Source organism: Myxococcus sp. CA023, from assembly GCF_010998615.1.
Lineage (GTDB): Bacteria > Myxococcota > Myxococcia > Myxococcales > Myxococcaceae > Myxococcus.
In genome coordinates, this window is sequence record NZ_JAAEAH010000083.1 from 1 (window position 1) to 25,408 (window position 25,408).

General features: G+C 69.0%; 17 protein-coding genes and 1 pseudogene. 7 read left to right on the plus strand and 11 right to left on the minus strand.

Going from position 1 to position 25,408, the window contains the following annotated elements; all coding sequences use genetic code 11:
• Window positions 1-199: 199 nt before the first annotated feature.
• Window positions 200-522 (plus strand): annotated as a pseudogene (locus tag F8M74_RS38180) (transposase); the annotation flags it as partial.
• A gap of 286 nt (window positions 523-808) precedes the next feature.
• Here the strand turns inward: F8M74_RS38180 and F8M74_RS30010 are convergent.
• The 5 genes from F8M74_RS30010 to F8M74_RS30030 all read right to left on the minus strand — a co-directional run bounded on the left by F8M74_RS30010 (window position 809) and on the right by F8M74_RS30030 (window position 6,053).
• On the minus strand, window positions 809-2,176 hold the full coding sequence (locus tag F8M74_RS30010) for a family 16 glycosylhydrolase (protein WP_141256323.1): 1,368 nt from the start codon (window positions 2,174-2,176) through the stop codon (window positions 809-811).
• 93 nt (window positions 2,177-2,269) lie between these two features.
• On the minus strand, window positions 2,270-3,337 hold the full coding sequence (locus F8M74_RS30015) for a sulfate/molybdate ABC transporter ATP-binding protein (RefSeq protein ID WP_141256324.1): 1,068 nt from the start codon (window positions 3,335-3,337) through the stop codon (window positions 2,270-2,272).
• The gene (cysW, locus tag F8M74_RS30020; protein WP_141256325.1) at window positions 3,334-4,182 is read right to left on the minus strand and encodes a sulfate ABC transporter permease subunit CysW; all 849 of its coding nucleotides are present in this window, start codon (window positions 4,180-4,182) and stop codon (window positions 3,334-3,336) included. Before cysW ends, F8M74_RS30015 begins: the two co-directional genes overlap by 4 nt.
• Window positions 4,183-4,187: 5 nt before the next feature.
• Window positions 4,188-5,030: a sulfate ABC transporter permease subunit CysT gene (gene cysT, locus F8M74_RS30025; protein ID WP_141256326.1), complete on the minus strand. Its 843-nt coding sequence runs from the start codon at window positions 5,028-5,030 to the stop codon at window positions 4,188-4,190.
• A 12-nt stretch (window positions 5,031-5,042) separates the two neighbouring features.
• The gene (locus tag F8M74_RS30030) at window positions 5,043-6,053 is read right to left on the minus strand and encodes a sulfate ABC transporter substrate-binding protein (protein ID WP_141256347.1); all 1,011 of its coding nucleotides are present in this window, start codon (window positions 6,051-6,053) and stop codon (window positions 5,043-5,045) included.
• 399 nt (window positions 6,054-6,452) lie between these two features.
• Here F8M74_RS30030 and F8M74_RS30035 point away from each other — a divergent pair, with 399 nt between their 5' ends.
• The 3 genes from F8M74_RS30035 to F8M74_RS30045 are packed head-to-tail and all read left to right on the plus strand — an operon-like array spanning window position 6,453 to window position 15,544.
• The gene (locus tag F8M74_RS30035; protein WP_228560197.1) at window positions 6,453-9,860 is read left to right on the plus strand and encodes an AAA family ATPase; all 3,408 of its coding nucleotides are present in this window, start codon (window positions 6,453-6,455) and stop codon (window positions 9,858-9,860) included.
• 4 nt (window positions 9,861-9,864) lie between these two features.
• Complete coding sequence (locus tag F8M74_RS30040; protein WP_141256328.1) at window positions 9,865-13,248, plus strand: AAA family ATPase; 3,384 nt, start codon at window positions 9,865-9,867, stop codon at window positions 13,246-13,248.
• Window position 13,249: 1 nt separating this feature from the next.
• Window positions 13,250-15,544 (plus strand): AAA family ATPase, encoded by a 2,295-nt coding sequence (locus F8M74_RS30045; RefSeq protein WP_141256329.1) that lies wholly within the window; start codon window positions 13,250-13,252, stop codon window positions 15,542-15,544.
• A 55-nt stretch (window positions 15,545-15,599) separates the two neighbouring features.
• Here the strand turns inward: F8M74_RS30045 and F8M74_RS30050 are convergent, their stop codons facing one another.
• Together F8M74_RS30050 and F8M74_RS30055 are read right to left on the minus strand one after the other, a co-directional pair.
• Complete coding sequence (locus F8M74_RS30050; protein WP_141256330.1) at window positions 15,600-16,181, minus strand: superoxide dismutase; 582 nt, start codon at window positions 16,179-16,181, stop codon at window positions 15,600-15,602.
• A 25-nt stretch (window positions 16,182-16,206) separates the two neighbouring features.
• Window positions 16,207-16,707: a flavin reductase family protein gene (locus F8M74_RS30055; RefSeq protein WP_141256331.1), complete on the minus strand. Its 501-nt coding sequence runs from the start codon at window positions 16,705-16,707 to the stop codon at window positions 16,207-16,209.
• Between the two features lie 207 nt (window positions 16,708-16,914).
• On the opposite strand from F8M74_RS30055, the gene F8M74_RS30060 reads away from it, so the two are divergent.
• Window positions 16,915-17,910, plus strand: coding sequence for a hypothetical protein (locus F8M74_RS30060; RefSeq protein WP_141256332.1), 996 nt, complete (start codon window positions 16,915-16,917; stop codon window positions 17,908-17,910).
• 75 nt (window positions 17,911-17,985) lie between these two features.
• Here F8M74_RS30060 and F8M74_RS30065 read toward each other — a convergent pair whose 3' ends face one another.
• The 4 genes from F8M74_RS30065 to F8M74_RS30080 form a co-directional block, all read right to left on the minus strand.
• Window positions 17,986-20,247, minus strand: a complete 2,262-nt coding sequence (locus F8M74_RS30065; protein ID WP_141256333.1) for a molybdopterin cofactor-binding domain-containing protein — start codon at window positions 20,245-20,247, stop codon at window positions 17,986-17,988.
• A gap of 10 nt (window positions 20,248-20,257) precedes the next feature.
• On the minus strand, window positions 20,258-20,719 hold the full coding sequence (locus F8M74_RS30070; RefSeq protein WP_140793704.1) for a (2Fe-2S)-binding protein: 462 nt from the start codon (window positions 20,717-20,719) through the stop codon (window positions 20,258-20,260).
• Window positions 20,716-21,369 carry an Isoquinoline 1-oxidoreductase subunit gene (locus F8M74_RS30075; protein ID WP_171410288.1) on the minus strand — a complete coding sequence of 218 codons (654 nt, stop codon included), beginning with the start codon at window positions 21,367-21,369 and terminating at the stop codon, window positions 20,716-20,718. Before F8M74_RS30075 ends, F8M74_RS30070 begins: the two co-directional genes overlap by 4 nt.
• 77 nt (window positions 21,370-21,446) lie before the next feature.
• The gene (locus F8M74_RS30080; RefSeq protein WP_141256335.1) at window positions 21,447-24,101 is read right to left on the minus strand and encodes an ATP-dependent Clp protease ATP-binding subunit; all 2,655 of its coding nucleotides are present in this window, start codon (window positions 24,099-24,101) and stop codon (window positions 21,447-21,449) included.
• Window positions 24,102-24,266: 165 nt separating this feature from the next.
• Between F8M74_RS30080 and F8M74_RS30085 the strand changes: the two genes are divergently transcribed.
• Window positions 24,267-24,701 carry a hypothetical protein gene (locus tag F8M74_RS30085; protein WP_011554819.1) on the plus strand — a complete coding sequence of 145 codons (435 nt, stop codon included), beginning with the start codon at window positions 24,267-24,269 and terminating at the stop codon, window positions 24,699-24,701.
• A gap of 74 nt (window positions 24,702-24,775) precedes the next feature.
• Window positions 24,776-25,342 (plus strand): hypothetical protein, encoded by a 567-nt coding sequence (locus F8M74_RS30090; protein WP_141256336.1) that lies wholly within the window; start codon window positions 24,776-24,778, stop codon window positions 25,340-25,342.
• Window positions 25,343-25,408: the final 66 nt, after the last annotated feature.

Below are 25,408 nucleotides of genomic sequence, written 5' to 3' on the forward strand. Positions count from 1 at the left end.
GCCATTTCGGACCTCATGCGCCTGGCACGAAAGGAATTCCGTGCCCTACAGCATCGTCCCGACGTCCTCCGCTCCTTCTTCGAGCACGCTGGGCTCCATGTTTAGCGGACTCGTCGAGGCGGTTTAGCTACCTCGCCGTCCTGCACGTCGCATCCATGCTTCTTTGGCTGCGCTAATCAGGGACAGCCCCTAGCGTAAAGCCCAGGCCCCGCGCCACCCGCCCAAGAGTCCGCGGGACAGGCAGTCTCCTACGCCCGACACCAGTGGGAGGCCCTCACCCGCTTCGTGGAGAATGAGCCCCCTCCTCTCGACAACAGCCGCTCGGAATCGGCGTTGAGGAAGGCGGCCTTGGGCCGCAAAACCTTTTTATTCGTCGGCCACGAAGGCGGCCGACAATAAGCCTCGCCGGCCTCTACGCGCTGGTAGCTACCTGTGAGTCCAACCAAATCAACCCCGAAGCGTACCTTGCCGACGTCCTGCTGCGCGTGCAGTCCCCCCAACTCGCGCATCGGTGAGCTGCTATCCCAGGAGTGGATGCGGCACCGAGCCGCCCCTCCAGCTCAGTCCCTAAGCACCTCGCCTCGCACGCCGAACACAGTCCTCGTACGCCATCAAACCTCGAGGAACAACGTCCACCGGTTGTTTACTGCAGCCACACGGAGAGTCCTACATGATAATTGCTGTAGCAGCACGTTCTACGCCGGGCCCTCCTTCAGGACGGCCCGACGATGGTCTGCCGCAGCTTCTTCAAAGGGAGAAGCCCAACGCGCATTCCCGACTCCGCAGAACTTGGTTGCCGCCCAAAAAGCTAGAGGCGGATGAGCTCCACGTCATCCATGTGGATGAAGTTGGCGGAGTTGCCCGACGTGGCGCGGGTGTGGAAGCCCAGCTCCAGGTAGCCTCCCGTCACGGAGATGGGCGGCGTCTCCACCATCGTCCAGTCGCCATGGTTCCCCAGGTCGGTGAACACGGGCGAGCACTCGCCACACGTCTTGGCCTGGAGGCGCGACAGGTCGAACCCGCCGTTCTTTCGCACCCACGCGCGGACCTTGTACGTGCCCGACGCGAGGCCCGACACCGGCTGGTACGTCCAGACCTCGAAGGGCGTGCCGTTCGTCCAGTGTGTCAGGTGATAGGCGCCGGTGCGGCCCCCGTTGTACGTCTCGCTGAAGTCCGCGGCCTCGGTGCCGTTGGGGCTCCATGTCGCCCAGCCCGTCATGCCGTTCTCGAAGCTGGCGTTGGTGAGTGACGCGGGCGGCGGCGTGCTCCCCGGCTGGTACCAGCGCACCCACTCCACCTCCATCGTCTTCGTCTGGCCCCAGGGCAGCGCGATGGCGTCCGGGTGCGGGTGGCCGTACCAGTTCCCGCCCAGGGCGAGGTTCAGGAGGATGTAGTGGTTTTGTTGGAAGGCCGCCTCGTTGTGGGCGAACTCGTTGCCGCGAATCTCGCCGTCCAGGCGGAAGATCATCCGGTTGGCCGTCCACTCCACCTCGTACGTGTGGAAGCCGTCCGCGATGCTGTACCCTCGGTTCGCGCCCGTGCCCCAGCTCTGCTGCGCGCCATTGGCGAACCAGTGCGCGGCGGACTTCATCCACGACGCGTCGTTGGAGTGCCACTCGAGGATGTCGATTTCGCCGCTCCGGGGCCACCCGACGTTGGAGATGTTCGCGCCCAGCGTCCAGAACGCGGGCCACATGCCATAGCCGGACGGTACCTTGATGCTCGCCACCAGCTTGCCGTAGCGGCGCTCCACCTTGCCCTTCGAGTGGATACGGCCCGAGTAGTACGAACGTGGCCCGTAACCCGCGCAGCGTGAGTCAAACGGCGCGTCCGCCGTCCGCTGCGCGGTGAGGATGAGCTTGCCGCCAGCGACGGTGACGTTCTGCGCGCGGGGGTACTCCAGCTCACCCGTGCCGAAGTTGCAGTTGTTGGTGACGGGGTCGAAGTTGCTCGTCAGCACCGTCCAGTTGGCGGAGTTGAGGCTGTTGCCCGTGAAGTCGTCCTGCCACGCCAGGTTCCAGCCCGGCCCTGGGTCATAGGCCCGCTCGCCCTGCTCCTGCGTCACCAGGGGAAGGGCATCCGCGTCGGACAGTTCCGGCTCCGGGGAACAGCCTCCAACCAACGCCAGACTGCTCGCAGCCCACAACATCGAACGCAATGCGTGTCGTTTGTGCATGTCTCGCTCCAGGGGTCCCCCCTGGGACATAGCCGCCCTCCCTCACCACACAAGCAGCTTTAGTGGAAATATTAGATTTTCAAGACTTCTCAACTAAATGGAGTAGTCCCCCACGAAGACGGTGGCGGACCGGACGTCGGCGCGCACGGAGTCCCCCTCCGCCACGCCCAGCGCGTCGAACTCCGAGCGCGGCACCTCCACCGTGACTTCGTCCCCGCTCGGTAGGCGGAGGAACACCTTCACGTAGCCTCCCACCGGTTTGAGCCGCTCGACGCGGCCGGTGGTGGTGGACGCGCTCGCCGCGCCCGCGAACGCCTTCGCCAGCTTGATGTCATGCGGACGGACAAAGGCATGCACCGGTTCGCCTTCGCGCGCGGCGGCGGGAGCCGTCACGGACAGCGCCCCCATGGCCGCCCTGCCCGCCTGGACGTGGCCACGCAGCACGCTGGCGCCTCCAATGAATGAGGCGACGAAGGGGGACGCGGGCCGGTCGTAGATGTCCGCGGGAGAGCCCGCCTGGGCCACGCAGCCCTCGCTCAGCACCACCACGTGCTGGGAAATCTCCAAGGCCTCCTGCTGATCGTGCGTCACCAGCAGCGTCGTCAACCGCGTGCGCTCGTGCAAGGCATGGAGCCATTCTCGAAGCTCCTCGCGCACCCGCGTGTCCAGCGCGCCGAAGGGCTCGTCCAGCAGCAGCACGCGGGGGCGGATGGCCAGGGCGCGCGCGAAGGCCACACGCTGCCGCTGCCCGCCGGAGAGCTGGCCGGGATAGCGGCCGCCCAGGTGCTCCAGTTGCACCATGCGGAGCATCTCCTCCACACGGGCCTCGCGCTCCGCCTTGGGAACGCGCCGGACCTCCAGGCCAAAGGCCACGTTCTGCCGGACCGTGAGGTGCTTGAAGAGCGCGTAGCTCTGGAAGACCACCCCCACGCCACGCTGCTGCACGGGCATCTGCGTGCTGTCCACGCCGTCGATGAGGACACGGCCCTCGTCGGGAATCTCCAGCCCGGCGATGAGCCGCAGCAGCGTGGACTTGCCCGCGCCGGACGGTCCCAGCAGCGAGGTGATGGCCCCCTCGGGGGCCTGGAAGGACACCCTGGACACGGCGGGACTGCCACCCCGATTGAACCGGCGGGCGAGCTGTTCGACGACGATGCTCATGACGGCTGACTCCTCCACTCCACGAACTTCTTCACCACCAACGTCACGAGCGCGAGCAGCGTCAGCAGCGACGCCACGGCGAACGCGCCGGCCAGGTCGTACTCGTTGTAGAGAATCTCCGCGTGCAGCGGCAGCGTCGTCGTCACTCCGCGCACGTGGCCGGACACCACGGACACGGCGCCGAACTCCCCCATTGCTCGCGCGTTGCAGAGGATGACGCCGTACAGCACGCCCCACTTCACCTTCGGCAGCGTGACGACCAGAAAGGTGCGCCAGCCGCTCGCGCCCAGCGTCAGCGCAGCCTCTTCTTCGTCGCTGCCCTGGGCCTCCATCACTGGCAGCACCTCGCGTGCGACGAAGGGGAAGGTGACGAACACCGTGGCCAGGACGATGCCGGGCACGGCGAAGATGACGCGGACGTCGTGGTCCAGGAGCCACGGCCCCAGCCAGCCCTGCCGGCCGAAGAGCAGCACGAAGATGAGCCCCGCGATGACGGGTGACACGCTGAAGGGCAGGTCGATGAGCGTCATCAACAACGAGCGTCCCCGGAATTGGAACCGCGCGATGAGCCACGACGCGGCCAGGCCGAAGACGAGGTTGAAGGGCACGGCGATGGCCGCGGCCAGCAGCGTCAGCCGCATGGCCGCCAGCGCCGTCGGGTGCGTCAGGGCGGAGACGTAGGCCTCCCAGCCCTTCTGGAAGGCGAAGGTGAAGACGGCCACCAGCGGGACGATGAGGAAGACGCCCAGCAGCAGCACCGCCGCGCCGATGAGCCCCCAACGGACGAACGCCGGACCGCTCAGACTGCGCGCGCTTCGGCGCAAGACAAGGGTGGACGGATGCATGGCGCTCACGCTCCCGGCCGGGCTTCCAGCCGACGCTGGCTCCAGCGATGGAGCAGGTTGACGGCCAGCAGCAGTGAGAAGGACGCCCCCAGCATGACAATGGCGATGGCCGTCGCCCCCGCGTAGTCGTACTGCTCCAGCCGGGTGATGATGAGCAGCGGGACAATCTCCGTGCGCAGCGGCATGTTGCCGGAGATGAAGACGACGGAGCCGTACTCACCCAGCGCGCGGGCGAAGGCCAGCGTGAAGCCGCTGAGCAGCGCGGGGAAGAGCGCGGGGAAGAGGACGCGTCGGAAGGTCTGCCACGGAGAGGAGCCCAACGTGGCCGCGGCCTCCTCCACGTCCACGTCGATGTCCTCCAGCACGGGTTGCACGGTGCGCACCACGAAGGGCAACCCGATGAACGTCAGCGCGATGGCCACCCCCACGGACGTGTAGGCCACCTTGAGTCCCAGCGCTTCGAGGTACTGGCCGTACCAGCCCTTCGCGGAGAACAGCGTCGTGAGCGTGAGCCCGGCCACGGCGGTGGGCAGCGCGAAGGGCAGGTCCACCAGGGACTCCAGCACGTCGCGGCCGGGGAAGCGGTAGCGCACCAGTACCCAAGCCACCAGCAGGCCGAAGACGACGTTGGCGAGCGCGGCGGCCAACGAGGCCCCGAAGCTGAGCCGGTACGCGGCGAGCGCGCGCGGCGTCGTCACGGTGCCCCAGAACTCCTCCCAGCTCAGGGAGAAGGTCCGCAGGAAGAGGCTGGAGAGCGGAATGAGGACGATGAGGCCCAGGTAGAACCAACTGAAGCCCAGCGACAGACGGAACCCCGGGAGCACCCGGTGGCGAGTAGGATGGGACATGGCGGGGTGTCCTCAGTCCGCGCGGGGCGCGTAGATGCGGTCGAAGAGGCCGCCGTCGGCGAAGTGCGTGGCCTGCGCCCGCCGCCAGTCGCCCGCGACTTCCGCCAGCGTGAGGCGCTTCAACCCGGGGAAGTCGGACGCATGCCTCGCGGCCACGACCTCCGAGCGCGGCCGGAAGTGGTGCCGCGCCGCGATCTCCTGGCCCTCGTCCGAATAGAGGTACGCCAGGTACGCCTCCGCCACGGCCCGAGTGCCCTTGCGGTCCACGTTGTGGTCCACCACGGCGACGGGCGGCTCGGCGAGGATGCTCACCGAGGGAATGATGACCTCGAAACGCGCCTGCCCCACCTCGCGAGTGAGGAGGAAGGCCTCGTTCTCCCATGCGAGGAGCACGTCCCCCAGGCCCCGCTCGGCGAAGGTGGTGGTGGCGCCCCTCGCGCCCGAGTCGAGCACCGGCACGTTGCGGAACAGCTTCTCCACGTACGCCTGGGCCCGGGCCTCGCTACCGCCCTCGCCTCTCAGCGCCTGTCCCCACGCGGCCAGGTAGTTCCACCGCGCGCCGCCCGACGTCTTCGGGTTCGGGGTGATGACGGTGACGTCCTCGCGCACCAGGTCGTCCCAGTCACGGATGGCCTTGGGATTGCCCTGGCGCACCACGAAGACGATGGTGGACGTATACGGCGCGCTGTTGTGAGGCAGCCGTGCCTGCCAGTCCGCCGGAAGGAGCTGCGCTTTCTCGTGCAGCATGTCCACGTCGTACGCGAGCGCCAGCGTCACCACGTCCGCCCGCAGTCCTTCGATGACGGACCGGGCCTGCTTGCCGGAGCCCCCGTGGGACTGCTGGATGGACACCTGCTGGCCACGCGTGGCCGCCCAGTGCTTCGCGAAGGCCCCGTTGAGGTCCTCGTAGAGCTCCCGCGTGGGGTCATAGGAGACGTTGAGCAACGTCACCGTCCCGTCGGGTAGCGCATCACTGGAGGAGCGCGAACAGCCCGCCACGGTCAGCAGCAGGGCCAACGGCATCCAGTTCCTGGCGCGCAACAGCGCGAGACGTTCCATGCGGGACCTCAGGGTGAAGCAGGGGGCCACGCGAGAAAGTCAAAAGCCCACTCCCTCGCGGGCAGTGGGCTTTCCGGAAACAGCTCAGCCAGGGCACTCAGGCCACTGGCGGACGGACGCCCACCGCGGATGCCGAACAGCAGCAACACGTCTGGTGGGTCGAGCGCGTCATCAGTCCCCACACGATGCCCCGGCACCCGCGGCGCTGTCAACGCGACCGCCCGAGCCCTCCAGGAACGCCCCTCGCCTTCCCCCAGAAGTCCCATGACTCCCTCATGCTCGCCCCGCGTCTGAGCGGGTCCAGTCAGCTCCCGAGGGCTCCTGCCGTCACGCACGGCACCGTTTTCACCCGAGCCCTCACCCATGAACTTCCGTTTTCAATGCTGGTTGCAGCGGCACGTCAGCGGCCGGGTGACGCTCACGCCGCTGGCGCTGCGCCGTCTCGCGGTGCACGCGGACTCGCTGGAGGCCGCCACCGAGGAGCTGACGCTCGCGCTGGACGACCAACTCTCCCGCGTCCACCCGCGGCGCGTGCCGGAGTTCATCGCTCCCATCGGAGGGGCGCTCGAAACGGTGGAGCTGCCCGCGATTCCCGTCTGGGGCGCCGAGGAGACTCACTTCGCGCCGCTGACGCTGTCCGCCGTGGTGGCCCCCACGCTCAATGCCTTCCTGGGCCTCCATGCGCCACGCCTCAACAGCCACCACTGGTTCCAGGGCAAGACACTCCCCGCCGAGGCCCAGGAGTTGCTGGGAGACCGCCTGGAGGGAATGTCCGACTCGGAGCGCCTTGCCCTGCGCCCGGATGGCCCCGAGTCCCTGCTGGAAATCGAAGTGCGGGCGAACCCCGTAGCCCTGTCGGACCTCACGCCTCGCGAGCTGCACCGGGACATTCGTCCACCGCCGCGCCCTCCGGACGCTCCCGCCGACCTGGGGGACGACACGCAAGAGGACGACGAGGACGAAGACACGGAGGCGCTGGACCTGGACAGCTGGGAGCCACGCCGCCGCACCGCGCATCGGGGCCCGGGTGAGGCGCCCGCGAAGCCGCCGCCTACGCCCACCCTGGACAGCGTCGGCGTGGCCTGGCACCGGCTCGCGCAGGAAGGGCAGCTCGACGCGGCCTACGAGCAGGATGCGCTGGTCACCCTGCTCCGGACCCGGCTCGCGGCCAAAGACGCCGAACCGGTGGTCCTGGTGGGGCCTTCGGGCGTGGGCAAGACGTCGGTGCTCCACGCGCTCGCCCAGTCGCTGCGCGCCCCCACCGCCACCGAGGCCGAGCGCGCCCGCCCGTTCTACTTCCTCGACGGAAGCCGGCTCATCGCGGGCGAGGGCTTCATCGGAGACTGGCAACAGCAGGTGCTGCGCGCCTTCCGTGAGGCCACCGAGGCCCGGGCCCTGCTGTCCCTGGGCCATGCCGTGGAGCTCCTCGACGCGGGCAAGAGCGCCCACAGTGACCAGAACGTGGCCCAGCTGCTGCTCCCGCTCCTCGCGGCACGTGACGTGACCGTCGTGGCCGAGGCCACGGAGGAGACCTGGGCCCAGGTGGAGCAGCGCAACACCAGCTTCGCCCGGCTCTTCTCGGTGGTGCGCGTCGCGGAGCCCACGCCCGATGCGCTCGGCCGCATCGTCTCCAAGGTGGCGGAGGACGACGCCTTGGCCGCCGCGATGCAAGTCCACCCCGACGCGCTCGACGAGGCGCGCTTCCTGTGCCGCCGCTTCCTGCCCTACGGCGCCCAGGTGGGCAACACCGTGGCCTTCGTGCGCCGGCTGCTGGCGTCGTGTGCCCAAGCCTCGCGCACCTCCGTCACCCGGCTGGAGGCCATCCGCCAGTTCGCCTCGGAATCCGGCATCCCCGAGCACCTGCTCCGGGACGACCAACCGCTGGCGTCCGCACACGTGCGCGACTTCCTGGCCTCGCGAGTGATGGGGCAGGACGCCGCCGTGGAGCGCGCGGCCTCGGTGGTATCCGTCCTCAAGGCCGGCATGTCCGACGTGCGGCGCCCGCTGGGAGTGCTGCTCTTCGTGGGCCCCACCGGCGTGGGCAAGACGGAGCTGTCCAAGGCGCTGGCGGAGCTGCTCTTCGGTGCGAAGGAGCGCATGGTCCGCCTGGACATGGGTGAGTACGCCGGTCCGGACGCCCTGCTGCGGTTGATGGGAGACGGGGAGACGCCGGGCTACCTCACCTCGGAGGTGCGCCGGCAGCCCTTCTGCGTGGTGCTGCTGGACGAGGTGGAGAAGGCCCACCCCGCCGTTCACGATGCGCTGCTGGGCGTCTTGGGCGAAGGCCGCCTCACCGATGCCTCCGGGCGCTTCACGGACTTCCGCAACGCCCTCATCATCCTCACCAGCAACCTGGGCGCGGACACCCTGCGCGCCCGCGTGGGCTTCGATGCGTCGGGAGGTGCCCCGGACATGGCATCCCTGCGCGCGCACTACCTCTCCGAGGTGCAGCGCTTCTTCCGGCCGGAGATGTTCAACCGCATGGACGACGTGGTCGTCTTCTCGCCGCTGTCCGCCCCGCTGCTGCGCCGGCTGGTAGTCCGCGAGCTTGAAGCCGTGTGCCGCCGTCCAGGCCTCTCGCTCCACAATGCCCTGCTGGAGGTCACCCCCGCCGCCCAGGACTGGCTGGCCCTGCGAGGTTTCGACGCGCGGTATGGCGCCCGCCCCTTGAAGCGCGCGCTGGAGCGCGAGCTGGTGGTCCCCGTGGCGGACTGGCTCGCGGCGCATCCCCGCATGGGGCCGGCGAGCCTCACGGTGGACGCGGGAACCACGGGACTCGAACTGCGCGCCGAGTCCCTGGGCGGCGCCGCCGAGGGCGGGGGCCGGGAGGCCATCGAGCGGATCCTCGAGGAAGCAGCCACCGTGCGCGCGGAGGTCCAGCGTTGGAGCCGCTGCGCGCCCATGCACTCCCTGCGCCGCGTCCTGGCCGTCTTCGACAAGGTCTCCCGGCACACCGCGTACTGGGAGGAGCGGGCCCTGGCCGAAGAAAACTCGCGCAAGTCGTCGGAGGCGCGAGCGCTAGAACAGTCGCTTCGGGAGTGCGCCCAGCAGGCGGAGGCCATCGAGGACCTGCTCTTCGAGGCCCACCTGTCCAGGACCGTGGATCAAGTGGAGTCCCTGAGCCGCGAGGTGAGCCAGGTGAAGGCGGCCTTCGCGCGCATCCGGCAACGCATCTACTCCTCCCTCTTTCCCCCGTCACATGGCGCGACCCTCTACCTGGTACCAGGTCGCGGCGCGTGGAGGCAGGCACGCATGCTCGCCACCGCCTATGAAGGGTGGGCCCAGAAGGAGTCCTTGGAGAAGCGGCGAGGCCTGCTCGCCGTCCCCGAGCGCAAGGCCGGCGAGAAAGCCCATCGCACCCCTCCGCCGCCGCAATGGCGGTGGGCCGACGGTGAGGACTTCGACAAGCTCGTCGTACAGCCGGTCGCCTATGCGATTCAAGTCAAGGGCGGTCCCCACGCCCTGCTGCTCGCTGGCGAGCACGGCCTGCATCGCTTCATCGAAGGCAGTCAGATTTCGATGGTGCATGCGTACTTCGAGCCGCGGCCCCTCTCGCTGTTCGACCTCTCCTCCCGGGAGACGTTGCAGAAGCAGCTGCCGAAAAACGAGGTCCGTCAGGTGCGCCTGTCGAGCAGCGGTTCCGGCCAGGGGACGCTGACTGACCTTCGCACCGGGGTGCAGCAGCGCTTCGGTCTGGAGGGGCCAGACCTGGAGCCCCTGCTGGAGCCCTGGATGCAGTGGCGCGTCTTCAACACCCGGGACGAGGACTGACGACATGGACCTGAAGCTTCCCTTCGTGGTGGCCCCGCTCAGCGGCCGGCTCGTCGAGGCCTGGGTGCCCGCCTTCTTTCCGGCGCTGCACAAGGTGGGGCCCAGCCTCTCCATGCTGCGAGACGAACTCGCGCTCGCCGTCATGGAGCGCTTCGAGCGCGAGTCGCCCTCCCAGGTGGCGCAGTACCAACTTCCACCCCACTTCGCCCTGAAGCGCGTCACCGTCGATGCGGAAGGGAGGGACCGGGAGAAGAACCGGCGCGTCGTCCTTCAGGGCACCATGTCCGTGCTGCTGGAGAAGTGGCCCCGTGACACCTTCTGGGTCGTCACCCCCACCCGGCTCCCCGCCGCGCGCTTCGCGCTGAACCAGCCCGCGGACCTGCCCCAGGCGCTCGCGCGACGGCTGGTGGCATGGTGTCTGGAACACAACCTGGACTCCCTGGACGCGCACTGGGCCCAGGGCCGGGAGCAACTGGAGCTCCTGGAGGTGGATGCCTATGCTCCCTCCGTCCTCCCGCGCACGCCGCCGCGACCGGCTCAGCCCGCGCGACGCCGCCGGCCGAAGAACCCGGAGAAGGAAGACACCGCGCCCGAAACGCCAGAGCAGCGGGAGCAACGGCGCAACCGGCGGCGCCTCACCTTGGTGGAGCTCCGGGCCGTGGCGCGCAACCTGAGCCACGGTGCCCGAGACGGCACGCTGGAGCGTTGCTTCGGCCGGGAGGCGCTGGTTCGCGAGCTCGTGGAGGCGCTCGAAGGCCGCGAAGGCTCCGCGCTGGTGCTGGTGGGTCCACCTGGCGCGGGCAAGACGGCCCTGATTCATGAAGCGGTGAGCCGGCTCACGGCCCGGCAGGACGCCGCGGGCGTACGTCGCGACGTGTGGCGCGTGGACGGCAACCAGTTCATCGCCGGCATGATGTACGTGGGCCAGTGGGAGGCCCGCGCGCGGGGCGTGGTGAAGGAGCTGATGGAGGTCGGCGACCTGCTCTACGTGGACGACCTGGCCTCGCTCGTCTACGCGGGCCGCACGCGCAATGAGCGCACCAACGTCGCGCAGTTCCTGGAGCCCCACATGGCCCGGGGCGAGCTCACCGTGCTCGCCGAGTCCACGCCCGAGCGCTTCGAGCGCGTGCGGGAAGAAGCCCCAACCCTCGCCTCGCTCTTCCGGGTCATCCACGTCCCCGCGATGGATGCGCGTGCCACGCTGCCCGCGCTCCTCGGCACCGTGCGCGAACTGGAGGCGGAAGGCACGGACAGCGCGGTCCGGCTCTCGCCGCTGGCGCTGGAGACCCTGCTCTCCTTGCAGGAGCGCTTCGTGTCGCACGAGGCGTTCCCGGGCAAGGCCGTCCGTCTGCTCCGCCGGGTCATGGCCCGACAGGGCACCAGCACCTCGGGCACCCGGCGCTTTTCGTCGGGGGACGTCATCGACGCGATGCGGGAGCAGACGGGCCTACCGGACTTCATCCTGGGTAGCGCCGAGCCGAAGAAGCGCGAAGCGCTGACGTGGGAGATGCAGCGGCAGGTGGCGGGCCAGCCCGAAGCCGTGGAAGCCGTGGTGGACGCCATCCTCACGTTGCAGTCCGCGCTCCAGCCGTCCGACAAGCCTCTGGCCACCTACCTCTTCGTGGGCCCCACGGGCGTGGGCAAGACGGAGACGGCGAAGGCGCTCGCGCGGACGCTCTTCGGCGGAGAGCAGCGGCTCATCCGTTTCGACATGTCGGAGTTCGTCACGTCCTCCAGCATCACCCGGCTGCTCGGGCGGCCCGGCGCGCCCGACGGTGAGCTGACCACCGCGCTGCGCACCCAGCCCTTCTGCGTGGTGCTGTTCGACGAGGTGGAGAAGGCCCATCCCCGCGTGTTCGACGCCCTCCTCCAGTTCCTTGGTGAGGGACGGCTGACGGACGGAGCGGGACGCACGGTGGATGCCCGGCAGTCCGTCGTCGTGCTCACGAGCAACCTCGGCGTGCGCGAGGCCGTCACTCACACCGGCTTCCACCGCGCCGCGGACAGCGCGGAGGCGCACTACCTCTCCGCCGTGCGTGCCTGGTTCCGCCCGGAGTTCTTCAACCGGCTGGACCGGGTGGTGCCCTTCCGTCCGCTCACGCCCGCCGCGCTGCGCGTGGTGGTGGACCTCGCGCTCGAAGCCCTGCTGTCGCGCCATGGCATCCGGCAGGGCAACGTGCTGGTGGAGGTCGAGCCGCGCCTGCTGGACCTGCTGGTGGAGGAGGCCTACGACCCGCGCTACGGAGCCCGCCCCCTCAAGCGCGCATTGGAGAAGCGCCTCACGTTGCCCCTGGCCCACCACCTGGTGCGGCGGAGCGCGGACGACCTGGCGCGCGTGGAGCTGCTACGGGACGGCAACGACATGCGCGTGTCGGTGGAGGTGCTGGTCAACGCGCCTGCGTGGGCACCCGAGCGGCCCGCCTCTGCATGGAGCCTGGCGGAGGTTTCCCGCCTGCTCGAGGAGACCGGCTCGCGGCTGGAGGCGTTGATGACGAAGGAGGTGCCCGAGGCGGGAGAACTGGCGGAGCGACTGCACCGACTGGCACTCGAGGCCACGGACATCCGCGACTACGAGCTGGTCCCGCGCGACTTCCAGGACGCGCAGTCGCCAGAGTCCGCCGTGAAGCAGATGCTGACTTCGCGCTCGAGTCATGTGGGCCACCTGGGCCTGCGGCAGCGCCCTGCGTATGAGGAGCGCCCGCTGCACGTCTCGAACGAAGAACAGCTCCGCCGCGCACAGCCCCGGGTGTTGGCCCTTCGCGACGAGACCGCCTGGGTCGAACATCAGCTCACGCACCTGGCACGGGGGACGGACGTCGTGACGGTGTTGGTGGAGGGGCTCGGCGACGCGACGCCATCCGCGGTGTGGACCGTGGCCCACTCCCTCCCCAGCGCGCTCGGGGAGTCGACGATGTACCTGGAAGCCGTCCACGCCGACGGGCGCACCGAGTGGTTCCGGTCCGGAGACGAGCGGTCCGAGGACCTGGTGCTTCGGCGTGTCGCCGTGCGGATGTCGGCCATCGGCCTGCGTGAGGTGCTGGCGCCCCTTCGAGGCTATGCGCTGGTGGACCTCGTCCATGGCGATGGGCCGCGCCAGGTCCTGGTCCGCCTGGAGCACCTGTCCGAAGACGTGGGGAGTCTCGAGGACGTGCCGCGCGTGATGGCGGCATGGGATGAGGCAGTCGTCCGCGAACGCGAAGCCCGTAGGAGCGGCGTCGCGTCAGTGGGCGCGGCCAGCCACGTCATCCTGCGTGGCCGCGAGGGTGTCACGACTGGACGGCCCCACGACTCGACCGAACTCACGCACGTCGCGAACGGACGCCGCCCCAGGGAGGCGCTCGCATGGGCCGCGAGGGTGCTCCGGGAACCCAGCCAGGGACACGACTGACATGGAAAAGAACGTCCACCTCTTCGTGCGCACCTATCCCGGGCTGGGCGTGGCGGCGCACGTCCTCACCCACCCGCACCTGGCGGCCTTCGCGCCGACGCTGCACGCCGCGAGGCTCGACATCGCGGCGGTGGTGGGGCGGCTCCTCAAGCGAGGAGAGCTCTGGGACGAGGAGACCCACTGGAGCGATTTGCGCCAGCGGAAGACGACGCTGACGGTGCGCGCGCTCGAACACGGGAAGATGCTGTCCGTCCCCCTGCGCCTCACCGTGCTCACGCACGGGGTGAAGGCCCGCACCGCACGCAAGGGAGCACCGGCGCGCCAAACCCTACGAGTGTGGGTGCCCCGCGTGGACGTCAAGGGCACGCTGCACGATGCGGCGGACCTGGAGCCCTTCGTCGAGGAGATGGTCCGTCATGAGCTCTATCTCGCGTCGCTCGACCGGCTGCACTCGCTGGCCTACGTGGGCGAGGAACAAGTAGAGACGCTGTCGGTGCCGGTCCGCTTCCGGGACACGCCGCGTGCCCGCGCTCTCGATGCCGCGAAGCCGCAGCGGCGCCAGGCGCCACCACCGGGGCTCGCGGAAGCCAGCCGGTGTCTCAATGAGGAAGCACGCGCGGGTTTGCTGGAACGCGCCTGGGAACGGGACCTGGAGGTGTCCCGGCTCGCGGAGGCCGTCACCTCGCGCACCCGAGCCAGCGTCCTCCTGGTGGGCCCGTCGTCCGTGGGCAAGACGGCCCTGGTTCATGAACTCGTGCAACGCGCGGAGGCGGCCACCACGGGTTCGCCGCTTCACGGGTTGGAGGTCTTCAGCTCCTCCGGAGGCCGCATCATGGCGGGCATGCGCTACCTGGGGCAGTGGCAGGAGCGCGTGAAGCACATGGTGGAGGCCCTGCGTGTTCGCCGGGCCGTTCTGCACCTCGACAGCCTGTCGGAGCTGCTGTCCCTGGGTAGCGGCGACACGGGGCTGGATGTGGCGCGTCAGTTGCTACCCGCATTGGAAAGTGGCGAGGTCTCACTCGTCCTGGAGGCAACACCGGAGGACGTGGCCCGCGCGGAGCGGACCCACGCCGCGTTCCTGCAATCGCTCCGGCACATCGCCGTGGCGCCCCTTTCGGCCCAGGCCGCACGCACCGCGATTCAGCAGGCCGCGCATCGGGTGGGCCGGGCTCGCAAGGTGCGCTTCACGCCCGACGCGTTGGACCGCGCTGGCGAACTCACGGAACGCTTCGGCTCGGGCCCTTCGCCCGGAGGTGCGGTGTCCCTGCTGCGCGCCGCCAGCACGGAGCACGGCGCGGCCGGAGAAGTGAACGCCGCTTCGGTGACGCGCGCCTTCTGCACCCGGACCGGGTACCCGCTCGAGCTGGTGGACTCCGCCATCCGGTTGGACCCGGATGCCCTGCTCCGCCGCTTCCGCGAGCGCGTGGTGGGCCAGGACGAGGCCACCCTCCTCCTGCGCAACCTGGTCGTCACGCTGAAGACGGGCCTGGCGGACCCCTCGCGTCCGCTGGGCGCCTTCCTGCTGCTGGGTCCCACTGGCGTGGGCAAGACGGAGTCGGCGCTCGCGCTGGCGGAGTACCTGTTTGGCGACGTGGCCCGGCTGGCGCGCTTCGACATGGCGGAGTACGCCGCGCCTGGCAGCGCCACCCGGCTGGTGGGAGAAGCGGGAGGCCAACAAGGCAGCCTGGCGCGGCGCGTCCGCGAGCAGCCCTTCGGCGTGGTGCTGCTGGACGAAATCGAAAAAGCGGACGCGGGCGTCCATGACCTGCTGTTGCAGGTGCTCGGCGAAGGCCGGCTCACGGATGCCACCGGCCGCACCGTCAGCTTCCGCAACACCGTGGTGCTGCTCACCAGCAACCTGGGCGCGGACAGCGCGGGGCGCTCGCTGGGATTCGGGGAGCGCGGCGCCCTGGAGCGGGCGGCGCACTACCTGGGGGCCGCGGCGGCCTTCTTCCGGCCGGAGCTGCTGAACCGGTTGGACCGGGTGGTGCCCTACCGCGCGCTCACAGAGGACGTCATTGAATCACTCGCCCGGCGCGCGTTGGAGGCGGCCCTCTCTCGCGAGGGGCTCAGTCGCCGGGGCGTGAAGGTGACCTTCGGCGAGGACGTAGTGAAGCACCTGGCGCGCACCGGCTTCGACGCACGCTATGGGGCCAGGCCTCTCAAGCGCGCTGTGGAGCAACAGGTGGTCGCGCCCCTGGCGCGGTGGTTGGCGGCTCAGGCCACCAGCGCTCCGCCCCAGGTGGTGCTCCGCGTGGGAGCTGAGGGGCGGATTGCGTTGAGCGGCCTCGAATGACCTCCGAGGCCGCCCAGGCCAGCGCTGGACGCCGTGCGGGGGCGTGCGGTGCGACCTAGCCCTTGAAGTTCTGGGCCACGAAGTCCCAGTTCACCAGGTGCGTCAGGAACGTCTCGATGAACTTCGGACGCGCGTTCCGGTAGTCGATGTAATACGCGTGCTCCCACACGTCGATGGTCAGCAGGGCCTTCTGGCCGTGCTTCATCGGCAGGTCCGCGTTGCCCGTCTTGGTGACCTTGAGCTTGCCGCCCTCCAGCACCAGCCAGGCCCAGCCCGAGCCGAACTGCGTGGCCGCGGCGGTGGAGAACTCCTCCTTGAACTTGTCGAAGGAGCCGAAGTCACGGTCAATGGCCGCCGCGAGCTCACCGGTCGGCTTGCCGCCGCCAGCGGGCTTCATGCACTGCCAGAAGAAGGTGTGATTCCACACCTGCGCGGCGTTGTTGAACACGCCACCGTCGCTGCTGAGGATGACCTCCTCCAACGACTTGTTCGCCTCCGGCTTGCCGTCCAGGAGCTTGTTCAGGTTGTTGACGTAGGCGGCGTGGTGCTTGTCGTGGTGGAACTCGAGCGTCTCCGCGCTCATGTGCGGCGCGAGGGCGTCCTTCTTGTAAGGCAGATCAGGCAACGTGAACGGCATGGTCGTTTCCTTTCGGTGTGAGAGGTCAGGCGCCATCGCTATCAGACGGCGGCAGAGAGGTCACGGTTCGATAGCCCCGCGCCCAATAAAGAAGGGGCTCCTGCGGACGTCCCTCATGAACACGTGTGACGCGGCCGACAATCAGCGTGTGGTCACCGTGACGGTGCAGGCCATGGACCTGGCATGACAGCCCCACCAGGCTGTCCCGCACGAAGGCGTCCGCGTCGAAGAGCTGCGCATCCAACTCACCCTTCGCGCACCGCACGGAGATGGAACGTTGTGCTGCGGACAGGATGCTGAGCGAGAAGACACCGGAGGCTTCCACCCGCTTCAAGGTGCGGGACGCATCCGACAACGCCACCACCACCAGCGGCGGCTCCAGCGACAGGGAGCTGAAGGAGCTCACCGTCGTCGCCCGCAGGCCTTCGGTGTCCCGTATCGCCACCACGGCCACGCCGCTGGCCCACCGGGCCATGGCATCCCGGAAGCCTCGCGTGTCCACACCTTCTGGCGTGCTCTGCGTCATGCCCCCTGGATACAGGCCCTCCGCCCACCTGTCATCACACCTGCCAATAGATTGGCGGGTTGTTGTTCCAATGGCAGGGGCCCGGACTGTCAATAAATACTTAGTTTACATGAATTTAACGAGACTCTGTGGCATACGGGAGACCCACACCTGAAGTGAAGGCGCGCGGCCCCCCCACGCCTCCGCCTTCTCAATGAGGTCGGAACGATGCGTCGGAGCCTGAAGGGAGCACTGCTGTGGATGATGCCGCTGGGCTTACTGAGTGCCTGCGGTGGAGCACCTGACGCCGCCGGCGCCGAGGACGCGCTGAGCGAGAGCGCGCAGTCCCTCATCTCCGCGCCGCCGGTGCCGGCCAGCGGCAACATCGCGGACAGCATGTTGTACGTCAGCACCGTGGCGGTGGGCGGCTCGCAGCAGGACGGCACGTCAGCCCAGCCGGGTTACTACGGATACCGGGTGCAGGTGCAGGCGGGCTCGCAGCTCAAGCTCGAGGTCACGCACCTGGGCAGCTCCATGTACCTGGACACCGGCCTGTTCCTGTACGGCCCCAAGGATGCGAACGGCAGCTACGGCAACACCGTGCTGGCCCAAGACGACGACTCCGGTTACGGGCAACTCAGCAAGGTGGGCCTGGTGACGCTGCCGCAGGACGGCGAGTACCTGGCCGTGGTCGGCTTCATCAACGGCGGTGGCAAGCAGTTCCGGCTCCAGGTGGACTGCGTGGGCGGGGCGTGCCTGCCCAACCCGCATCCCGCGCCGACGGGCCATGTGCTCACGCTGGTCCAGAGTCCCATCACCGCCGACCTCCAGTCCGCGCTGGACGCGGGCAATACCGTGCGCGAGGACAACATCTCACACCTGACTGCGTTCGACTTCGCGTGGACCTACTCTGGCGAGACGACGCTGGACACGGCGGCCGCGGCCATCCTGGCCAGGGGCCAGTACCGGGCCTATCGCAATGACCCGGCGCCGCTCGTGCTGACGTACGCGCAACTGGAGACGTCCATGTACTGGCAGTTCCGCCCGCTGCACCCGGCCATCCTCGCCACCTACGGCAACGGCACGGAGAACGTGCAGGTGAAGCGGTACTACCGCGAGTTCTCCACCGGCCCCAACGGAGACAACTGGCGGACGCTGAACGTCATCCTCTTCCCCCAGTCGTACAAGGTCGTCGTCTACGAGCAGACCGCGCACGAAATCTGAGGCCGCCGTCTCCGTGCCCGGAACTCCACCGCCGGGCACGGGACGAAGCGGGCGCGCAGTGCGCCCCCGTGGCACTCAAACGGAGAGCGTGCGGGACACCGGCAGCTCGCGGATGCGCGTGCCCGTGAGCGCGAAGATGGCGTTGATGATGGCGGGCGCCACCGGAGGCACGCCGGGCTCGCCAATGCCCCCGGACGGCAGCTCACTGGGGACGATGTCGACATGAATCTTCCGCGGCGCCTCGCCGATGCGCACCAGCTTGAGGTCGCGGAAGTTCGACTGCTCCGTCACGCCGCCCTTCATGGTGACGGCGCCATGCAACGCGATGCTCATGCCAAAGATGATCGAGCCCTCCATCTGTGAGCGCACGCGTTCCGGATTGAGAATCGTCCCGGCGTCCACCGACACCCACGCCTCGTCGACGCGGATGCGCCCCTGGTCATCCTTGACCACCGAGGCCACCACGGCCACGTAGCTGAGGAAGCTGCGGTGCGCGGCGAGCCCCAGCGCTCGGCCATTCGCCTTGCGCGCGTCCCAGCCGGACATCGCCGTCACGCGCTCGATGACGCCGCGCAAGCGCCCCGCGTCCACGGGGTGGTCCTCCACCGACGCGCCGTAGTTCCGCAGCGCGGTGATGCCCAGCTCCTGGAGCGACGCCTTGCGCGGCGGCCCCAGCACCTCCAGGAGCATGTCGCGCGAGTCCGTGCCACGAAGGTGCGCCAGCTCGTCCACGAACGCGTTCACGGAGAAGGCGTGGAAGATGTTGTAGACGGACCGGAGCCAGCCGATGCGCACGTGCGGAGGCGCCTCGCAGGTCTCCGCCCGGACGTTGGGCACGGAGAGCGCCAGGTCGAGCACGCCCTGCTGGAGGTCCGCCGGACTGGGCCGCGTGGCCTGCCCGAAGGTGGACGCGATGGGCGGGAACGCGGTGCGGTGCCGCCACGCGATGACCTTGCCGGAGGCATCCAGCCCAGCGGTGAGCTGCTGCGCGCTGACGGAGTGGTAGTAGTCGTGCCGGACGTCGTCCTCGCGAGTCCATTGCACGCGCACCGGAACGCCCGCTTCCTTCGCAAGCCACACCACCTCGGCGATGAAGTCCGCCTTGGACTTGCGGCCGAAGCCTCCGCCCAGGAACGTGACGTGGACCTGGACCTTCTCCTCCGGGAGCTCCGCCGTTGCCGCAGCTACGCCGCGCGCGGCCTGCGGATGCTGTGTGGGCGCCCAGACCTCACACGTCCCGTTCTCCACCCGCGCCAGGGCCACGGGAGGCTCCATGGGCACGTGGGACTGGTGAGGGACGTGGTACTCGGCCTGGATGACGCGGGCGGCAGAAGCGAGCGCCTCGTCGATGTCACCGACGTTGCGCGCCACCGTTCCCGGCTCGCGAATCGACGCCGTCAACTGCTCCCGGTACGTCGTCGAGTCATAGGAGGCGTTCGGCCCGTCCTCCCAGGTGATGTCCAGGGCATCGCGCCCGCGCATCGCCGCCCAGGTGTTCTCCGCGAGCACCGCGACGCCGCCCCAGAACTGAAACGTGTAGGGCGGCTTCGGCGCGGGCAGCTCGAGAACCTTCTTCACCCCAGGCACCGCGAGCGCGCGGGTGGCGTCGAAGCGAATGACCTTGCCGCCAACGACGGGCGGGCGCGCCACCACCGCGATGAGCATGCCCGGCAGACGGATGTCGGCGCCGAACACCGCGGTTCCCGTCACATAGGCTGGACCATCCAGCAGCGGCATGGGCCGGCCCGCCATCCGCAGCTCACTCTTCGGCCGCAGCTTGACGTCCTTCGCCTTCGGGATGGGCAGCCTCGACGCATCGGCCACGAGTTCGCCAAAGCCCAGCGAGCGCTTGCCATCGCGGAGGAACACCGCGTGGTCGCGGGCCTCGCACGCCTCCGGCTTCACCTTCCAGCGGCGGGCGGCGGCGGCCACCAGCATCACCCGAGCGGTGGCCCCCATGCGGCGGATGTCGTCGTACACGCCCCGCACGCTGCTGGAGCCGTCCGTGTTCTGGTCGCCGTAGACCTTGTCACCGTCGGCCTGGGCCACCGTCACCCGCGCCATGTCCGCGCCCATCTCATCGGCGACGAGCACCGGCAGCGAGCTGCGCACGCCCTGCCCCATCTCCGAGCGGGCACAGACGATGGTGACCGCTCCGTCCGGAGCCACGTGGACGAACACGTTCGGGTTCAACCCCGGAGCGCCCTTCGCCGTGGAGGCATCACTGGCCGCCGCGGCCAGGCCGCCGGAGAAGACACCCAGGGCGAGCCCTCCCACGGACAGATTCAGGCCTTCCAGGAACGAGCGCCGGCTAATCAACGTGAGCAGCTTCGTCATGGCGGCCTCGTCACTCCTCGGACATGCCCGCGGCCTTCTTCACGGCCGAGCGGATTCGCGTGTACGTCCCACACCGGCAGAGGTTGCCTGCGAGCGACTGGTCGATCTCCTTGTCGGACGGCCGCGGCTTCTTCGCCAGCAGCGCCGCCGCGCACATGATCTGCCCCGTCTGGCAGAAGCCACACTGCGGCACACCCAGTTCCACCCAGGCCTTCTGCAGCGGGTGGTTACCGTCGGGCGACAGCCCTTCGATGGTCGTCACCGAGTGCCCCTCAGCGCGGCGGATGGGTGTCACGCATGCGCGGACCGGCTGCCCGTCGAGGTGGACGGTGCACGAGCCACACAGCGCCTGGCCGCAGCCGTACTTCGTGCCGGTGAGCCCGAGCACGTCCCGCACCGCCCACAGCAGCGGCATCTCCGGGTCGACGTCCAGCTCCTTCTCCTCACCGTTGATGCGAACGCGAACCGTCACGGCCGTGCCTCCTCGCTCGGGCACTCCGAGCCCGTCTCCACCCAGGCCGCGACGATGGCGCCGAACTGCGCCTGCGTTCCCGGAGCGGGCTCACGCCCCGAGCCCGGGTTCCATCCCCAGGCCACCAATGCGTCGTGGGCGTTGTGTTCAATCATCTGCTCGGGCGTCTTGCCGCCGTTGCGCTTCATGTCCTTGAGCTGCTCGCACACCTCACGAGGGCTCTTCCCCACCCACGCCATTTCGATGGGGGCGACATGCCACTTCGGCGCGCCGGGCACGCGTGCCAGGTCCTGATTCTTGTCCTGATGGCAGCTGATGCACTCCATGCCCACCACGCCCTGGTCCTCGGGGCCGCGCACCACGGGCGGGTCATGAAGCTGGCCGTCGTCACCTTGCAGCGGGCTGTCACCCGCCGGGTGACAGTTCGCGCATCGCGGGTGGAAGAAGACGCGGCTCGCCTCCAGGAAGAGTGCGCGGGAGCGCTCCTTCCGGTCCAGGATGGCCGCGAAGGCTTCCACGGGGCGCAGCGCGTTGGGGGAAACCTCGGGCAGCGCGGGAATCTGCGCCGCCGCGGCATCGGGCTCCCGTTTGCACCCTCCCGCCAGCAGGAGGGCGGAGAGCGAGGCCATGACCGGAAGAGATGGCTGCATCGCGCCAAGGCTCCGGCATGTCCGTACCAACTACAAGGCGAATGTTCGGGGGCCAGGATGACCCCACACGTGACGGTTCAGTGGACGGCACTCGCTTCAGCCTGCGCGCCTTCCGCCTCAGCGGCCTCCACTTCATCAAACCGGAATTTTCCGTCCTTGAAGTCCGCTCTCACGCGGCTGTTCTCATGGATGTCGCCCGAGATGAGCTTCTCCGCGAGCGGCGCCTCGATGGCGCGCTGGATTTCACGCCGCAGCGGACGCGCGCCGAAGGTTGGGTCCCATCCCTTGTCCACCAGCGCTTCCAGCGCCGCGGGCGTCACCTCCAGCTCGATGCCCTGGCCATGCAACAGGCGGCGCGTCTTCTCCAGCATCAAGTCCACGATGGCGCGCAGCTGCGCGCGGTTGAGCGGCTCGAAGACCACCGTCTCGTCGATGCGGTTGAGGAACTCGGGCGGGAAGTGCCCCTTGAGCACGCCCATGACGCGCTCCCGCATGCGCTCCTGCGGCTCCTTGCGCGCGGTGGACTCCTGGATGAGGTGCGAGCCCAGGTTGCTGGTGCCGATGATGACGGTGTTCTTGAAGTTCACCACCGTGCCCTGCGCGTCCGTGAGCCGCCCGTCATCCAGCACCTGGAGCAGCATGTGGAACACGTCGGGGTGGGCCTTCTCCACCTCGTCGAAGAGGAGCACGGCGTAGGGCCGCCGCCGCACGGCCTCGGTGAGCTGCCCGCCCTCCTCGTAGCCGACATAGCCCGGAGGCGCGCCCACCAGCCGGCTCACGGTGTGTTTCTCCATGTACTCACTCATGTCGAAGCGGATGAGCGCCTTCTCGTCACCGAAGAGCAGCTCCGCCAGCGTCTTCGCCAGCTCCGTCTTGCCCACGCCCGTGGGGCCCAGGAAGAGGAAGGAGCCGATGGGGCGCGACTCGTCCTTGAGCCCCGCCCTCGCCCGCCGGATGGCCTGGGACAGCACGCGGATGGCCTCGTCCTGACCGATGACGCGCTCGTGCAGCCGCGACTCCAGCTCCAGCAGCTTCTTGCGCTCGTCCTCCGTCATCTGCGTCACGGGGATGCCCGTCATGCGCGACAGCACCTCCGCGACGTCCTCGGCGCGGACCTCCGGCGTCTCACCGGACTTCTGCGTGCGGCGCTCCTTCTGCGCGCTCTGGACCTCGCGCTCGGCGGCGTTCAGCTTCGACTCCAGCTCCTGGATGCGCGGGCCCGCCTTCCGGTCGCGTGCCTCGTCGAGCGAGCGCTTCACCTTCACCACCTCATGCTCGGCGTTCACCAGTCGCTCCGGTGGCAGCGTGAGCCGCAAGCGCACGCGGGCCGCCGCCTGGTCCACCAGGTCGATGGCCTTGTCCGGCAGGAAGCGCCCTGTGACGTAACGGTCCGACAGCTCCACCGCCGCCACCAGCGCCTCGTCCGCGATGCGCACGCGGTGGTGGGATTCGTAGCGGTCCTTGAGGCCTCGCAGAATCTCAATGGCCTGCTCGGCCGTCGGCTCCGGGACGACCACGGGCTGGAAGCGGCGTTCGAGCGCGGCATCCTTCTCGATGCGCTTGCGGTATTCATCCAACGTCGTCGCGCCGATGACGTGCAGCTCGCCGCGCGCCAGGGATGGCTTGAGCATGTTGCCCGCATCCATGGCACCCTCCGCCGCGCCCGCCCCGACGATGGTGTGAACCTCGTCGATGAAGAGGACGATGTCGTCGCTGTGCTCCTTCACCTCGTCCATGACCTTCTTCAGCCGCTCCTCGAACTCACCGCGGTACTTGCTGCCCGCGAGCAGGCCGGACAGGTCCAGTTGCAGCACGCGCTTGTCGCGCAGCGTGTCCGGGACCGCGGCGGAGATGATGCGCTGGGCAATGCCCTCCACGATGGCCGTCTTGCCCACGCCTGGCTCACCGATGAGCACGGGGTTGTTCTTCGTGCGACGCGAGAGGATTTCGAGCGTGGTCTCGATTTCGTTGGCCCGCCCCACCACCGGGTCCAGCTTCCCTTCCGAGGCCAGGCTCGTCAGGTCGCGGCAGTACTCGTCCAGCGTGGGCGTGGGCGACCGGCGTGCCTCGGATGAAGGTGCCAGCGCTTCCGCGACGGCCGCGCGCGCCTTGCCGTGCTGGGCCCCTTGCTCGCGCAGAATCTCCGACGCCAAGCCTTCCCCTTCGTGCAGCAACCCCAGCAGCACGTGTTCGGGCCCCACATAGGAATGTCCCAGCTCGTAGGCCTCCTGGTACGCGAGTTCCAGGGCGCGCTTCGCATGCGGCGACAGCTCGGGACGCTCCATGGGGCGCTTCCCACGGCGCATCTCGGACTCGGCGCGCTCGGCGACGCGGGCCGGGTCCAGCTTCATGCGGCTGAGCGCGGTCCGGCCCAGCGGGTCCTTCGCGAGCGCCACCAGCAGGTGCTCCGTGTCGATGAACGCAGCACCCGCGCTTCGCGCCGCCTCGAAGGCCGCTTCCAGTACGCGCCGCGTCTCATCGGAGAAGGCCTCGGTGATGTCGTAGCGCTCCACCGGCTGCTGAAGTGAACGCGACAGCCCCCCGAAGTCCTCTTCTCCGAAGTCACTGAAGAACTGGTCGAAGAGCGACGTGCCCAGGCCCATGCGGCCGAAGCGCGAGCGCTGGCTGCTACAGACGTCACACAGGGACTCGGTGGTCCGCCGGTTCCCCATGACGCGGGTGACTCGGGTGGTCGCCGGGCGTTGGTGGCAGAGGTCGCAGACATTGGCCATGGTTTCGGGTCCCCCGAACGACGGTTCAATGCCAACGCTAGGGACGGCCGGTGCGCATCACCTCGGCCCCAGGGCAGGGCCGGGCGTCCAAGGTGGCCCCCCGTTGCAGGGGACGCTAACCTGCCGGAAGAGTCGTTTTTTCCATGCCCTCCGGGAGTCCCCGACATGTCCGAGCAGAAGCCCCGCCTGAAGCGCCCCGTGGAGAATGTCCGCGCCGAGCTGCTCGCGGACCCAGACACCCAGCGCATCGCGAAGTCCCTCGATATGGAGCTGGAGGCCTACGTCGAGCTGGTCCTCGACTACGCCCAGAACCCGGACAAGGAGCCAACGCTCATCGTTGCCCCGGACGAGGAGCTGCGCGCCGCCGGCTACAACCCGCCGACCACCCAGGACGTCGCCAACTTCTTCATCGCCGCCGCCAATGGAGAGCTGGGCATTGGCCCGCCCAAGTCCTATTACAGTGGCTTCGAAGGGAAGCAGGACGACGCGAACAAGCCGTCACTCCGTGGGGATGAGGGCCAGGAGCCCGTGAAGGTGGACGAGGAGACCAGCCAGAAGCTCCGCCAGCACGTGCCCAAGGGCGGGCCTGATCGCGTTTAGGCGGATTTGACGCAACTTTCTCCCACGCTCCCCGACAATCCGTACATTCACCCCCTTTCATAGAGGTTTCCCCCATGTCCGTTGGCGGCGCAGGTGGTTCGAACGGTAGCCGTGGCTCGAATGGCGCGAGCAGTGCTGGCCGAAGCGCCGCTGCAGGTGCGGCCAACGCGGCGAGCAAGGCGGCGGGCGGTCTCGCGGGCGCGCTGGGCGGTATCGGCAAGGCGCTGGGCGGCATCGGCAAGGCGGTAGGCGGCCTGGCGAACAGCATCGGCGGCATCGCCGGCAAGATTGGCAGCGCGCTGAGCCAGGTGTCCGGCCTCGTCGACAAGGCGATGAGCGCCATCACCGGCCCCCTCAAGAGCATGATTGGCGGCCTGCTGGACAAGATGCCCTTCGGCATCGGCCAGCTCGCCAAGCCGTTCGTCGACAAGTTCATCGACAACGGGCTGGCCATGGTCGCCGGCGGTCCGCTGGGTGGCGTTGCCTCGATGTTCGGCAAGGCCGGCACCGTGGGCAAGCTGGCGGACATGGTGGACACGGTCCGCACGGGCGCGAAGACGGTGGGCGACATCGCCGAGGGCCGGTTCAACGCCCAGCAGATGGCGGCCTTCGCCCAGGCCCAGCTGATGCGCGGCCTGTAATCCCGAATCGACGGGTGAAGCCCCCCAGGGCCAGCTCCCACGCACGTGGGGGTTGGCCCTTCGTTC

Coding starts and splice junctions, on each gene's coding strand:
- cysW (WP_141256325.1), bottom strand. CDS start 4,182: ATGCATCCGTCCACCCTTGTCTTGCGCCGAAGCGCGCGCAGTCTGAGC.
- F8M74_RS30050 (WP_141256330.1), bottom strand. CDS start 16,181: ATGCCGTTCACGTTGCCTGATCTGCCTTACAAGAAGGACGCCCTCGCG.
- F8M74_RS30085 (WP_011554819.1), top strand. CDS start 24,267: ATGTCCGAGCAGAAGCCCCGCCTGAAGCGCCCCGTGGAGAATGTCCGC.
- F8M74_RS30045 (WP_141256329.1), top strand. CDS start 13,250: ATGGAAAAGAACGTCCACCTCTTCGTGCGCACCTATCCCGGGCTGGGC.
- F8M74_RS30080 (WP_141256335.1), bottom strand. CDS start 24,101: ATGGCCAATGTCTGCGACCTCTGCCACCAACGCCCGGCGACCACCCGA.
- F8M74_RS30060 (WP_141256332.1), top strand. CDS start 16,915: ATGCGTCGGAGCCTGAAGGGAGCACTGCTGTGGATGATGCCGCTGGGC.
- F8M74_RS30010 (WP_141256323.1), bottom strand. CDS start 2,176: ATGCACAAACGACACGCATTGCGTTCGATGTTGTGGGCTGCGAGCAGT.
- F8M74_RS30030 (WP_141256347.1), bottom strand. CDS start 6,053: ATGCCGTTGGCCCTGCTGCTGACCGTGGCGGGCTGTTCGCGCTCCTCC.
- F8M74_RS30015 (WP_141256324.1), bottom strand. CDS start 3,337: ATGAGCATCGTCGTCGAACAGCTCGCCCGCCGGTTCAATCGGGGTGGC.
- F8M74_RS30065 (WP_141256333.1), bottom strand. CDS start 20,247: ATGACGAAGCTGCTCACGTTGATTAGCCGGCGCTCGTTCCTGGAAGGC.
- cysT (WP_141256326.1), bottom strand. CDS start 5,030: ATGTCCCATCCTACTCGCCACCGGGTGCTCCCGGGGTTCCGTCTGTCG.
- F8M74_RS30055 (WP_141256331.1), bottom strand. CDS start 16,707: ATGACGCAGAGCACGCCAGAAGGTGTGGACACGCGAGGCTTCCGGGAT.
- F8M74_RS30075 (WP_171410288.1), bottom strand. CDS start 21,369: ATGCAGCCATCTCTTCCGGTCATGGCCTCGCTCTCCGCCCTCCTGCTG.
- F8M74_RS30040 (WP_141256328.1), top strand. CDS start 9,865: ATGGACCTGAAGCTTCCCTTCGTGGTGGCCCCGCTCAGCGGCCGGCTC.
- F8M74_RS30035 (WP_228560197.1), top strand. CDS start 6,453: ATGAACTTCCGTTTTCAATGCTGGTTGCAGCGGCACGTCAGCGGCCGG.
- F8M74_RS30090 (WP_141256336.1), top strand. CDS start 24,776: ATGTCCGTTGGCGGCGCAGGTGGTTCGAACGGTAGCCGTGGCTCGAAT.